The organism is Tenacibaculum singaporense, from assembly GCF_003867015.1.
GTDB lineage: Bacteria > Bacteroidota > Bacteroidia > Flavobacteriales > Flavobacteriaceae > Polaribacter > Polaribacter singaporensis.
This window is the reverse complement of record NZ_CP032548.1, coordinates 1,125,534-1,138,813: the sequence shown is the minus strand read 5'-3', so window position 1 is coordinate 1,138,813 and position 13,280 is coordinate 1,125,534. Positions and strand designations below refer to the sequence as shown.

Below are 13,280 nucleotides of genomic sequence, written 5' to 3'. Positions count from 1 at the left end.
GTGAGAATACATTAAAATTAAATATAAATAACGAAATCTTTATGGGTTTTTTCGATTTCATGACAGAAGATATTGCAGTAGATTTAGGTACTGCAAATACACTTATAATCCACAATGGTAAGGTAGTTATTGACAACCCCTCTATTGTTGCTAGAAATAGGCTTACTGGTAAAATTATTGCTACAGGTCACGAAGCTAGTAGGATGCAAGGAAAAACCCATGAAAATATCAAAACCATACGTCCGTTAAAAGACGGTGTAATTGCTGACTTTCAAGCTTCAGAAGAAATGATTAAGGAATTTGTAAAACAAATTCCTGCCATAAAAAAGAAATTATTTCCACCATCATTACGCATGGTAATTTGTATTCCTTCAGGAATTACTGAAGTTGAAAAACGAGCAGTTATTGATTCTGGTCGTCATATGAACGCTAAAGAAATCTATTTGATTTACGAACCTATGGCAGCAGCTATTGGTGTAGGTGTTGATATTATGGAGCCTAAAGGAAATATGATTATTGATATAGGTGGTGGTACAACTGAAATTGCTGTTATAGCACTAGCTGGTATTGTCTGTGATCAATCAGTAAAAGTTGCTGGAGATTTATTTACTAGCGATATTATGTATTACATGCGTACGCAACACAATTTATATGTTGGAGAAACTACTGCTGAAAAAATAAAGTTACAAATAGGTTCAGCTACAGAAGATTTAGACACGCCTCCTGAAGACATGATGGTTCAAGGACGTGATTTATTAAGTGGAAAGCCTAAGCAAATACAAGTTTCTTATCGTGAAATTGCAAAAGCACTAGATAAATCAATTTTACGTATTGAAGATGCCGTAATGGAAACGCTATCTAAAACACCTCCTGAATTAGCTGCTGATATTTACAATACAGGTATTTATTTAGCTGGGGGTGGATCAATGCTTAGAGGCTTAGATAAGCGTTTATCTAGAAAAACAGATTTACCAGTATATGTTGCTGAAGATCCGTTACGTGCTGTAGTTCGAGGAACAGGTATTGCACTTAAAAATTTAGAAAAATACAAAACTGTATTAATCAAATAAATTTGAATGATTATTTATGCAACAGCTTATTTATTTCTTACAGAAGTATAAGTATTTCTTATTTTTTCTATTCCTAGAAGTTATAGCTGTTGCATTAATCATTAACAACCATTCTTTTCATAAAAGTAAATTTATTAGTTCTACTAATTTCATTACAGGAGGACTATATCAAAAATCATCTAACATATCGGAATATCTTGACTTAAGAGAAACAAACTCTATACTTGTTGAAGAAAACTTAGTATTAAAAAATAAATTAGAAAAAATCAATAGTTATCTTGATAGTATTTCTGCTAATCAGATAATAGACACAGTAAATCTCAATCAAAATTTCAATTACATTTCTGGAAAAATAATTAAGAACTCTTTTCATAAAGCTGATAACTTTTTAACAATTAACAGAGGTAAAAGTTATAATGTTTTTCAAGAAATGGGAGTAATAAATAGCAAAGGTGTTATTGGTATTACTGACAATGTCTCTAGTAAATTTGCTAGAGTACAATCTATTTTAAATTCAAAAAGCAATATCAACGCTAAATTTAAAAATAACAATCATTATGGTACCTTAACATGGGACGGTAAAGACTATAATATTGTACAACTAACCGACATTCCACGTCAAGCAACTTTTAAAGAAGGTGATACTGTTGTTACTGGAGGAAGGTCTACTATTTTTCCAAACGGGATACCTATTGGAACAGTCGTAAAAGTACCTGAAGAATTATCTGCGGTTAATAGTATAAACATTAAACTCTTTAACGATATGTCTAACTTAGGTCATGTTTATATAATAACCAACCTAAATAAAGAAGAAATAAAAACTGTAGAAAATAATAATGAATAAAACAGTATACTTAATATTTTTATTCGTTTTCCTCTTGTTACTACAAGTGCTGATTCTAAATAACATTTTATTTTTAGGCTATGTAAACCCCTACGTTTATATCGTTTTTATTTTCTTGTTTCCTATTAAAGAAAACAGGTTTTCTCTTTTATTAGTTGCCTTCTTATTAGGTTTGTGTGTAGATGCTTTTTCTAACTCTGGCGGAATTCATACCTTTTCTACTGTATTTATGGCTTATATACGGCTATTTGTCTTTAAAACTGTTTTTAAAAAAACATCATCAGATTACCTACTTTTTAACCTAAGGCACGAATCTTTTGATAAAGTGTTTAATTATACAGCAATTTTAACATTAGTTCACCACTTCATTTTATTTAGTTTAACTAACTTTAGCTTTTATAACATTTCAAATGTGCTTATCAATACACTATTTTCTAGTGTTTTTACGTTACTGTTGTATTTTTTAGGAAGTTTTATATTTAGGAAAAAGCTAACATGAAACGAAGTTTCTTACTTATATTTTTAATTACTCTTATTGGAATTGTTTATATCTCTCGATTATTTCAATTACAAGTAGTACGCGGCGGAGAAGAAAGTTTAACCAATAGTGCTACCATAAAAATTGAATACGACTACCCTGAACGTGGTTATATTTATGATCGTAATGGAAAATTATTAGTCGCTAACCAATTGTCTTATGATGTAATGATTATCCCCAAAGAAGTAGAACCTTTAGATACATTAGAATTCTGCTCTCTTTTAAAGATTGATAAAGAAGATTTTATAAAACGTTTTAAAAAAGCTGAAAATTATGCCCGTTGGCTTCCTTCTGTATTTCTAAAGCAACTAGCTAAAGAAGACTATGCTTTTTTACAAGAAAAACTACCTAAGTACAAAGGATTCTATATACAAAAACGTATTATTAGAAACTACCCTGTAAAATCCGCAGCTAATGTATTAGGATTTATTAGTGAGGTTAACGAATATGTAGCTAAGAATAGTAATTATTACGAACAAGGAGAGTTAATTGGTAAGCTTGGTGTTGAAAAACAATATGAGAAAGAATTGAGAGGTATTAAAGGGAGAAAATACTTTAAAAGAAATAACCTAAATAAGGTTACTGGATCCTATAAAGATGGAAAGTATGACACCCTTGCTGTATCAGGTAAAGACCTAACATTAACTATTGATAGTGAATTGCAACAATATGGAGAATTATTAATGTCTGGTAAAAGAGGAGGTATTGTTGCTATAGAACCTCAAACAGGTGAGATTTTAGCATTAGTTACCGCTCCTTCTTATGACCCGAATTTATTAGTTGGAAGACAACGTTCTCCTAACTCTGTAAGACTTTTTAACGACAGTATTAACATGCCAACTTTTGACAGAGGACTACAAGCAATGTATGCTCCTGGTTCGCCTTTCAAAATCCTAACTGGTTTAATTGGCCTACAAGAAGGTGTGATTGATGAAAACACAGGTTTTTATTGTCATCACGGATATCGTTACGGTAAACGACCTAATGCTTTTATGGGGTGTCACTGTGGAATTGTTGGACGATCTGTTCGTTTAAAAACAGCCATTGCTAAATCTTGTAATACATATTTCGCTAACACTTATAGAAGAATTATAGACAATTACGAAAACCCCACTATAGGAACTGATGCTTGGAGTAAACATGCAAAAAGCTTTGGTTTAGGTAATTATTTAGGTTATGATCTTCCTTCTGGTCAAAAAGGAAGAATTCCAAGTGGAAATTTTTACGACAGAAGTTATGATTTTAGATGGGGAGCCACAACAACTATTTCAAATGCCATTGGACAAGGTGAAGTAGAAACCACCCCTATACAATTAGCAAATATGACAGCTGCTATTGCCAACAAAGGGTATTTTTACACCCCTCATATTGTTAAGAAAATTGAAGATAAATCTAATCTTGATTCTATATATACAGTACGTAGAAATACAACTGTAGCACCAGAACATTTTCCTGTTGCAATTGAGGCTATGCATGAAACATTTACTAGAGGTACAGCTAAATATAGTCAAGTTAAAGGAATTGACATTTGTGGAAAAACTGGAACCGTTGAAAACTTTATTAGAGTAAATAAGAAAAAAGTTCAGTTAACAGACCACTCTATTTTTATAGCCTTCGCTCCAAAAGACAATCCCAAAATAGCCATAGCTATTTTTGTAGAAAACGGAGGGTATGGATCTACAATTGCGGCTCCTATCACTAGTTTATTAATTGAGAAATACTTAAACAAATCAATCTCTAGAAAATATCTTGAAGATCGCATGATTAACCTAAGTCTTCAAGAAAGATATGATAATCAATTATTAATTCAAAAAAGCGACACTATTGCGACAAGAACGAAATAATATTTTTGCAGGAATTGACTGGCTACTTGTTTTAGTGTATGTAGGTTTAGTAGGTTTTGGATGGATGAATATTTATGCAGCCTCATCAACTGATGACACAAGAGAAATTTTTGATTTTTCTACAAGATATGGAAAGCAATTAATTTTCATAGCATTAAGTATTCCTTTAATTGTGTTCATTCTTTTCTTTAACTCTAAATTCTATGAGCAGTTTTCTAGTGTTCTATATGTTATTTCACTAGCTCTACTAGCTGGTGTCCTAGTTTTTGGAAAGAAAATTAACGGAGCTACCTCGTGGTATAACTTTGGAGGCATTGGTCTTCAGCCATCTGAATTTGCAAAAGCCTTAACTGCTTTAGCCTTGGCCAAGTTAATGAGTGATCGGCAATACAATCTTAAACTTATAAAAAATCAGGCAAAAGCTTTTATAATTATCTTTTTACCAGCTTTTTTTATAGCACTACAACCTGATATGGGATCTGTGTTAATATACTTTGCTTTCTTTTTTGTTTTAAACAGGGAAGGTTTAACGCTAGCTTATATTTTATTTGGTACAATATCTATTATTCTATTTCTATTAACAGTCTATTTTGGAGCAAAATGGGTACTCATTTCTTGTTTACTTTTAATCACATTAATTGTTCTTTATGGTCTTTACAAAGACAAGCGATTCTTTCGTTTTAACATTATAAAAATAATAGGCTCTTATCTTTTTGCCATTTTTTTTATTTTAGGAATCAGCTATACGTATAATAACATATTAGAACAACATCAAAAAGATCGATTCGATATTTTATTAGGAAAAATACAAGACAATAAAGGCATCGGTTACAACTCTTATCAATCTGAAAAAACAATTAGCTCTGGTGGTTTTTCTGGAAAAGGTTTTTTACAAGGCGATAGAACACAAGGGAATTTTGTACCGGAGCAAGATACAGACTACATTTTTAGTACTGTTGGTGAAGAGTGGGGTTTTTTAGGTAGTTCTCTTGTTATAATTTTATTTATGTTCTTACTCTATAGAATTATTTACTTATCAGAAACACAAACCAATAAATTTGCAAGAATATATGGTTATAGTGTAGCTTCTATATTCTTTTTCCATATTATTGTTAATATTGGTATGGTAATAGGCCTATTACCTACTGTAGGAATACCTCTACCCTTTTTTAGTTATGGAGGTTCTTCTTTATGGGGTTTCACCTTACTTCTGTTTATTTTCATTCGTTTAGATGCTCATAAAAAATACGATTGGTAAAGTTATTCCAAACTTATTTTTTTAACCAAAAAATAATTACTATTTATAACTACATTCCCTACTACAACAGCTATTTTAAAATTAAAGCATCTTACTTAACATACAATATCTATTTGTTTCTTTTAATCCCTTAGTATAAAAACATGTGTTTTCAATTTTAAACAAAATAAAAACGCTTCGATATATTATATCGAAGCGTTTAACTATTAACTAACCTTAAAACTCTTATAAAGCTGCAACGTGTTTAGCCAATTTAGACTTTAAATTTGCCGCTTTATTCTTATGAATAATGTTGTTCTTTGCTAATTTATCTAACATAGATACAACAGTCGAAAACATTCCTTCTGCTTCCTTCTTATCTTCTGTAGCTCTTAATTTTCTTACAGCATTACGAGTTGTTTTATGCTGATATTTATTTCTTAAGCGCTTCGCTTCGTTACTTCTAATTCTCTTTAATGCTGACTTATGATTTGCCATTGTACTAATGCGTTAATTGTTTATAAAAAACTTGTAGTCCGTACGGGAATCGAACCCGTGTTACCAGGATGAAAACCTGGCGTCCTAACCCCTAGACGAACGGACCAAAACAATCGTTCTGATTGCGGGTGCAAATATACAATTCTTTTTGTTATTTGCAATTAAAAATTATTTTTTTCTCTATTTATTTTTCCTCTAAAATAAAGAAAAAGAACTTGTAGTCCGTACGGGAATCGAACCCGTGTTACCAGGATGAAAACCTGGCGTCCTAACCCCTAGACGAACGGACCAAAACAATCTTTTTTGCGATTGCGGGTGCAAATATAAAAACTGTTTTTTATTGCACAAAACTTTTTTTTACTTTTTTAATAAGCTTTTGCAAAAAGTACTCTTTTAGTTGAAGGTTTACCAGTTAAAACACATACTCCTTCCTCTTCTTTTGCATCATTAGGAATACATCTTATTGTAGCCTTTGTTAACTCTTTAATCTTATCTTCAGTCTCTATGGTACCATCCCAATGTGCAGAAACAAATCCTCCTTTGTTTTCTATCACATCTTTAAACTCTTCGAAAGAATTTACTTCGGTGATATGATCGTTTCTATATGCTAAAGCTTTATTAAAAATATTTTCTTGAATTTCCTCTAATAAATTTGACACAATATCAACTACCTCATCTCTAGAAACTGTTTGTTTTTCAAAAGTATCTCTACGAGCAACTTCAACAGTTCCATTTTCTAAGTCTCTTTTTCCCATTGCAATTCTAACAGGCACACCTTTTAATTCATACTCAGCAAACTTCGCTCCTGGTCTAAAAGTGTCTCTATCGTCAAATTTTACTGATATTCCTTTAGCTCGTAATTCTTTTACGATTACATCAACCTTTTCAGAAATAGCATTTAATTGTTCTTCTCCTTTATATATAGGAACGATTACCACTTGAATTGGTGCTAACTTTGGAGGCAGCACTAGGCCAGCATCATCAGAGTGTGTCATTATCAACCCTCCTATTAAACGTGTTGATACTCCCCAAGAAGTTGCCCATACATATTCTTGTTTTCCTTCTTTAGATGTATACTTAACATCGAAAGCTTTCGCAAAATTCTGACCTAAGAAATGTGATGTACCTGCTTGCAAAGCTTTTCCATCTTGCATTAAAGCCTCTATTGTTAAGGTATCATCTGCTCCAGCAAAACGTTCACTCTCACTTTTAGCTCCTTTAACAACAGGCATTGCCATAAACTCTTCAGCAAAAGTTGCATACACTTCTTGCATTTGCTTAGCTTCTGCTATTGCTTCTGCTTTTGTTGCATGCGCAGTATGACCTTCTTGCCATAAAAACTCAGCAGTACGTAAAAACAAACGTGTACGCATTTCCCATCTTACAACATTTGCCCATTGATTAACTAACAATGGTAAATCTCTATGCGATTGAATCCATCCTTTGTATGTATTCCAAATAATTGCTTCAGAAGTAGGACGAACAACTAATTCTTCTTCAAGTTTTGCTTCAGGATCTACGCGTAGTTTCCCTTCATTTTCTGGATCGTTTTGTAATCGATAATGTGTAACTACCGCACATTCTTTTGCAAATCCTTCAGCATTCTTTTCTTCTGCTTCAAACAAACTTTTGGGCACAAAAAGAGGAAAATAAGCATTTTGATGTCCTGTTTCTTTAAACATTCTATCTAATTCTTTTTGCATGTTCTCCCAAATTGCAAATCCGTATGGCTTAATCACCATACAACCTCTTACTGCTGAATTTTCAGCTAAATCGGCTTTTACAATCAATTCGTTATACCATTTCGAGTAATCTTCGGCTCTTTTTGTTAAATGTTTGCTCATAATCAAAAGTTTGGCATAAATATTGTTATTTTTTATGCGTAAATTGTGTCTGCAAAACTACATTAAAAAGGTAACAAGCCCAACAAAGAACTAATTTTTTGCAGCTAGTGAAAAAACAATTTGCTTTAACCTAAAAATAAAAAAGTCATGAAGCTACATTACACCAAAACCAAACTCCCTTTCTATATCCTATCATTTTTGATGGCAGCTACATTTATATCTTGTGGTTCTACGCAAACGGTTACTGGTAGTGATGATGGTATTTATGCTGATGAAATAGAGCAACCTCAACGTAGAGTAATTGTTACTGATGATCGTGCATACGATGAATATCAAGAAAATTATTTCACCAAAGAAGTGGAACGTTTAGACGCTTTAAATGGTACTGATATTTTTACTGATATAGAAAATTACAAGTCTGAAAACGATGATTCTTATGATGATGAAGACATTATATATGAAGAGGAACCTGAAACAAGAATTACGTACAATAGTAATGAACCTTGGGGTTATGCTAATAATAATGACGTTGTTATTAATATTAACACCTACCCGAGATGGGGTTACTATAATGACTGGTATTGGGATTATGGTTATGGGTACAACTATTACAGACCTTGGTGGAGATCTCGATACTATAACTACTGGGGATATAATCATTGGCATCCTTACCACTGGAATTCTGGATTTTATGTTGGTTTAGGTGGGCTTTATTATAACTCTTACTGGAGCTCTCCATATTACGGATACAATTACTACAGGCCATATAGATACTATAACAACCATTATTACAGACGTCCATACAGAGGCGCCAACTATTACAGAGGTCACAGAACTGCAACAACTTCTAGAAGAGGTTATACTACTGGTCGTAGAGGAACTACAACTTCAAGACGCTCCTCTGATGTTTACAGAAGAAGTAATAGTAGAACCTATCGTAATGACAGAAATACTCGTTCTACAAGAAGTACACGAGGATACAATACAAGAAGAGGCAGTAACTCTAACAACAGAAGTATTAAACGATCAACTAGAACGAGAAGTTACAACTCAAATGGTAGCAGATCTACTCGCAGCTATAGAGGTACACCTCGTTCAACAAGAAATTCAAGAGGATATTCTACTAGAAACTATAGAGCTTCCAATAATAATGGTGTTCGTAAATCTTCATCAGTTAGAAACTCTAGAAGCTATACTAAGAGAAACCAAAGTTCTGATAGAGCGATTAAAAAATCATATTCTCCAAGAAAATCTAGAAGCTATTCAAAACCTTCAAGAAGCTCTCGTAGTTACTCTGCTCCATCAAGAAGTAGTTCTTCATCTAGAAGTAACTCAAGAGGAAGTAGCAGAAGTTCATCAAGAAGTTCTAGAAGATAACTTATAGCTAGTTTCAAGATAAGTTTTTAACGAATTAATGAAAAAATGAAAAGAATTTTAACTTTCGCGATAATTATCGCTAGTACGTATACTGCCTACTCGCAATCTTTAGGCTACAATGATTTAGGAATTTTATTTTCAAAAGACGATAATTACGGAACTGCTCGCTTTGAAGCAATGAGCGGAGCTTTTGGAGCCTTGGGAGGAGATATTTCTTCTTTTGGAATTAACCCAGCTGGTAGTGCCGTTGCTATTAAAAGTACTTTTGGAGTAACTCTAGGTAATAGAAATACTACTTATACTGCTAAGTATTACGGAAACACAACAGAAACAGAAGATGATTTTTTTAATATTACTCAAGCTGGTGGTATTTTATCTTTTGACTCTGCTCATAACTCTGACTGGAACCGTTTTGCGCTAACCTTTAACTATAGATTGAAAAGTGATTTTGAAGGTTTGTTTTCTTCACAAGGCAATAGTGGTCAAGCACTATTCAATGAGCATCCTGACGATATTACCAATCAATTCAATAATGGACAAGAGCAACGTTTTTTAAACTCTACCTATGGAGAGAGTAGTATATTTGAAATGGGATTCTCAGCTGTTCATCTAAATAAGCTATATGCAGGTGCTAGTATAAAATTTCATAATTTTAGCTTTGGTCAAGTTACCAAACTTTATGAAACTAATGAAGATGATAGCAATAACACATTAAATGCTTTTAACGTTCAAGATAGTTACTTTGAAGGTAGTGGAGTTTCTTTTAGTGCTGGTTTTATTTATAAAGTTAATCAAAGTTTCCGTTTCGGATTAGCTTACGAAACTCCAACGTGGTATAATGAAGTTTTTGAAGACAGCAACTTAAACGTCTTCGACCCGAATGACTCTAGATATGATGATTGGGTAGGTTATACTGAAATCTCTGCAACGAACCAAGATACAGATGTTAATAGCGGGGAAGAATTTCATTCAAATATTTTCAGACTACGAACACCAAGTAAACTTACAGCTAGTGCGGCATTTGTTTTTGGTAAACAAGGTTTAATAAGTGCAGACTATACTTACAAAGACTATAGCGGTACAAAATATAGAGAGAACGATCCTTTTTTTATAGAAACTAATCAAAACTTTGATAATGATTTTAAAGGTACTCACTCCTTAAATATTGGTACCGAGTGGCGTTTTGACAAAATGAGTGTTCGTGGTGGTTATCATTATGAGCAAACCCCTTATAAAAACGCTTTAGATGATGATAATATTTCCGGATTTTCATTAGGACTTGGTTATAATTTTGGAAACGTTAAGTTTGATTTATCATATACTAACTCAGAAAACAACAGTCCGTACCATATTTATAACTCACCTGCTGTAAATGTAAATCCTATCGAATTAACAACCGATACTTCTAGAATCTCTGGAACAATTACTTTCAGTTTATAATTCATAAAAAACATATATAAAAAGTCCTGCTATATGCAGGACTTTTTATATATACATATCTCAGTTTTTTACCGTAATTTTGCTTCTTATTTACAACTTATGAGTTCAATAAAAATAAACATACAAGAAACTAATAACGAAACCATTCTAAAGTTTGTTAGCAACAAAATTTTAGTTAATGGCGGTAGCCATGAATACAATAATATAGATGAGGCTAAAAACTCTCCGTTAGCACAACAACTATTTTACCTTCCTTTTGTAAAAAAGGTATTAGTTACAGCTAACTTCATTGCTATTCAACGATACGATATTGTTGAATGGAGCGATGTTGAAGAAGAGGTTCGCGAGCAAATAGAAGCTTACATCCAAGATGGTAATTCTGTAGTAAAAGAAGAAACTACCAAAAAAGATGCTGTTGAAGTATACGCTGAAGTTACTCCAAATCCAGCTGTAATGAAATTCGGAACCAACAAAGCTTTAACACAAACTGATGTTGAGTATACAAATATTGAAGAAGCAAGCAAATCTTCTCCATTAGCACAAGCATTATTTAGTTTTCCTTTTGTAAAAGAGGTTTTTATTTCTGAAAACTACATTTCAATCACCAAATACGACATGATTGATTGGAATGAAGTATACCAAGAAGTACGTACTTTTATTCGTAGTTATATACAGGAAGGCAAAAAAATTATATCTGAATTACCAAAACAGCAAACCAAACAAAATGTTGAAGTTCCTAAAGAGAATTTAACTGATACTGAAGCTAAAATTGTTGATATTTTAGACGAGTATATAAAGCCTGCTGTAGCTTCTGATGGCGGTAATATAGCTTTTCAATCATACGATGCTGATAGCAAAAGAGTAAGTGTTATTTTACAAGGAGCTTGTAGTGGCTGTCCATCATCAACAGTAACATTAAAAAATGGTATTGAAACTATGCTTAAAGAAATGTTACCTAATCAAATTAATGAAGTAGTTGCCATCAACGGATAATTCCAAACCAAACAAAATATATGTCTGAAAAGATCAAACCATATAAAGATTCTGAATTAGGAAAGAAAGAACAAGTTGCTCAAATGTTTGACAACATCTCTGAAGATTATGACGGGTTAAACCGTGTTATTTCTTTAGGAATTGATGTTAGCTGGCGTAAAAAAGTAGTAAAACTAGTAGGAGAAAACAATCCAAAACAAATTTTAGATATTGCTACTGGTACAGGTGACTTAGCTTTAATGATGTCTGAATTAAATCCTGAAAAAATTGTAGGTTTAGATATTTCTGAAGGAATGCTACAGGTTGGAAGACAAAAAATAGCTAAAGCTAACTTGTCTAATAAGATTAAAATGATTGTTGGCGATAGTGAAAACATTCCTTTTCCTGATAATACCTTTGATGCGATTACTGTTTCTTTTGGAGTTAGGAACTTTGAAAACTTAGACAAAGGCTTAACCGAAATATTACGTGTATTAAAACCTGGAGGTAAATTTGTAGTATTGGAAACCTCAAACCCAACCAAGTTTCCTTTTAAACAAGGATACAAATTGTATACTAATTATATTTTACCTATTATTGGTAAACTCTTTTCGAAAGACAAGGTTGCTTACTCATATTTATCAGAAACAGCAAATTCTTTTCCTTTTGGAAAGGCTTTCAACAATATTTTACAAAAAAATGGGTTTAAGAATGCAAAGAATATACCTGTAACATTTGGTGTTGCATCAATTTATACCGCTTTAAAATAGTATGTTAAAAAAGCTTTTACTTTTCGGAATTTTAGTGGCGTCATTATCCACACAAGCGCAAAAAGAAAAAATATTGAAACTTCCTAGTTTTGACAAACCTCTTTTTCACTATGGTTTTTACTTAGGAGCTAATAATAATGGTTACAAAATTTCTTATGCTCCAAGTGATTTTGATAATACTGAAATCGAAGTAGAATCCTCTATTGGTTTTAATGTAGGTTTAATTGCTGACTTAAGGTTACATAATAATATTAACCTACGTTTTGAACCTGGTTTAATGTCTAACACCAAAACATTACGTTTTAAACATATACCTGGAGCAGATAACGTAAATACTCGTGAAGTAGGTGCCACCTACTTACACTTACCGCTGCTGTTAAAGTTTAGCACAAACAGACTTAATAATATGAGACCTTATGTAATTGGAGGAATTTCATACGATCATAACTTTTCAAGTAATGAAAGAAATAGTGATGATAATTTTGCTGGAGAATTTAGAACGACAACCAATAACTTCATGTATGAAATAGGTATTGGCGTTGATTTTTACTTAAGTTATTTTAAGTTCTCGCCTTCTATAAGAGGTGTTTTTGCTATTAATAATGAAGCTGTATACGATAACAAATCTCCCAGTCAATGGACAGACCCAATTAATTTCTTAGGAACTAGAGGAGTGTTTTTACACTTAGCTTTTGAATAAGATTTATTAAACACATATTTACAATAAAAAAGGCTTTCTAAATTAGAAAGCCTTTTTAAGTTTAAAAATAATATGAAGTCCCCCGAATTCCTATTACTCTATGCTTTATTAGACACACTTTATTTTTTAGGTCACATTTTTTCATA

12 protein-coding genes and 2 tRNA genes are annotated in these 13,280 nt (G+C 32.3%); 10 read left to right on the top strand and 4 right to left on the bottom strand.

Annotated elements, in window-relative coordinates:
- Positions 1 to 41: 41 nt before the first annotated feature.
- Genes D6T69_RS05180 through rodA form a run of 5 tightly spaced genes read left to right on the top strand, consistent with a single transcriptional unit; the run spans position 42 to position 5,554 of the window.
- The gene (locus D6T69_RS05180) at positions 42 to 1,070 is read left to right on the top strand and encodes a rod shape-determining protein (protein WP_125066760.1); all 1,029 of its coding nucleotides are present in this window, start codon (positions 42 to 44) and stop codon (positions 1,068 to 1,070) included.
- A gap of 16 nt (positions 1,071 to 1,086) precedes the next feature.
- Positions 1,087 to 1,914: a rod shape-determining protein MreC gene (gene mreC, locus D6T69_RS05175; protein WP_125066759.1), complete on the top strand. Its 828-nt coding sequence runs from the start codon at positions 1,087 to 1,089 to the stop codon at positions 1,912 to 1,914.
- The gene (mreD, locus tag D6T69_RS05170; protein ID WP_125066758.1) at positions 1,907 to 2,413 is read left to right on the top strand and encodes a rod shape-determining protein MreD; all 507 of its coding nucleotides are present in this window, start codon (positions 1,907 to 1,909) and stop codon (positions 2,411 to 2,413) included. Before mreC ends, mreD begins: the two co-directional genes overlap by 8 nt.
- Positions 2,410 to 4,296, top strand: a complete 1,887-nt coding sequence (gene mrdA / locus D6T69_RS05165) for a penicillin-binding protein 2 (protein WP_125066757.1) — start codon at positions 2,410 to 2,412, stop codon at positions 4,294 to 4,296. Before mreD ends, mrdA begins: the two co-directional genes overlap by 4 nt.
- Positions 4,277 to 5,554, top strand: coding sequence for a rod shape-determining protein RodA (rodA, locus tag D6T69_RS05160; protein ID WP_125066756.1), 1,278 nt, complete (start codon positions 4,277 to 4,279; stop codon positions 5,552 to 5,554). Before mrdA ends, rodA begins: the two co-directional genes overlap by 20 nt.
- Before the next feature lie 225 nt (positions 5,555 to 5,779).
- Here the strand turns inward: rodA and rpsT are convergent, their stop codons facing one another.
- The 4 genes from rpsT to proS all read right to left on the bottom strand — a co-directional run bounded on the left by rpsT (position 5,780) and on the right by proS (position 7,875).
- Positions 5,780 to 6,031 carry a 30S ribosomal protein S20 gene (gene rpsT, locus D6T69_RS05155; protein ID WP_028891217.1) on the bottom strand — a complete coding sequence of 84 codons (252 nt, stop codon included), beginning with the start codon at positions 6,029 to 6,031 and terminating at the stop codon, positions 5,780 to 5,782.
- A gap of 34 nt (positions 6,032 to 6,065) precedes the next feature.
- A tRNA-Glu gene (locus D6T69_RS05150) sits at positions 6,066 to 6,137 on the bottom strand.
- A gap of 112 nt (positions 6,138 to 6,249) precedes the next feature.
- Positions 6,250 to 6,321, bottom strand: a tRNA-Glu gene (locus tag D6T69_RS05145).
- Positions 6,322 to 6,396: 75 nt separating this feature from the next.
- Positions 6,397 to 7,875 carry a proline--tRNA ligase gene (gene proS, locus D6T69_RS05140; protein ID WP_125066755.1) on the bottom strand — a complete coding sequence of 493 codons (1,479 nt, stop codon included), beginning with the start codon at positions 7,873 to 7,875 and terminating at the stop codon, positions 6,397 to 6,399.
- A 147-nt stretch (positions 7,876 to 8,022) separates the two neighbouring features.
- Here proS and D6T69_RS05135 point away from each other — a divergent pair, with 147 nt between their 5' ends.
- The 5 genes from D6T69_RS05135 (at position 8,023) to porT (ending at position 13,134) form a co-directional block, all read left to right on the top strand.
- On the top strand, positions 8,023 to 9,252 hold the full coding sequence (locus D6T69_RS05135) for a hypothetical protein (protein WP_125066754.1): 1,230 nt from the start codon (positions 8,023 to 8,025) through the stop codon (positions 9,250 to 9,252).
- Between the two features lie 45 nt (positions 9,253 to 9,297).
- Positions 9,298 to 10,692, top strand: coding sequence for an OmpP1/FadL family transporter (locus tag D6T69_RS05130; protein WP_125066753.1), 1,395 nt, complete (start codon positions 9,298 to 9,300; stop codon positions 10,690 to 10,692).
- Positions 10,693 to 10,791: 99 nt separating this feature from the next.
- Positions 10,792 to 11,685: a NifU family protein gene (locus tag D6T69_RS05125; protein WP_125066752.1), complete on the top strand. Its 894-nt coding sequence runs from the start codon at positions 10,792 to 10,794 to the stop codon at positions 11,683 to 11,685.
- A 20-nt stretch (positions 11,686 to 11,705) separates the two neighbouring features.
- A complete protein-coding gene (gene ubiE / locus D6T69_RS05120) occupies positions 11,706 to 12,434 on the top strand; it encodes a bifunctional demethylmenaquinone methyltransferase/2-methoxy-6-polyprenyl-1,4-benzoquinol methylase UbiE (RefSeq protein ID WP_125066751.1) in 729 nt (242 codons plus the stop codon).
- Between the two features lies 1 nt (position 12,435).
- Positions 12,436 to 13,134 carry a type IX secretion/gliding motility protein PorT/SprT gene (porT, locus tag D6T69_RS05115; RefSeq protein ID WP_125066750.1) on the top strand — a complete coding sequence of 233 codons (699 nt, stop codon included), beginning with the start codon at positions 12,436 to 12,438 and terminating at the stop codon, positions 13,132 to 13,134.
- The last annotated feature ends 146 nt before the right edge of the window (positions 13,135 to 13,280 follow it).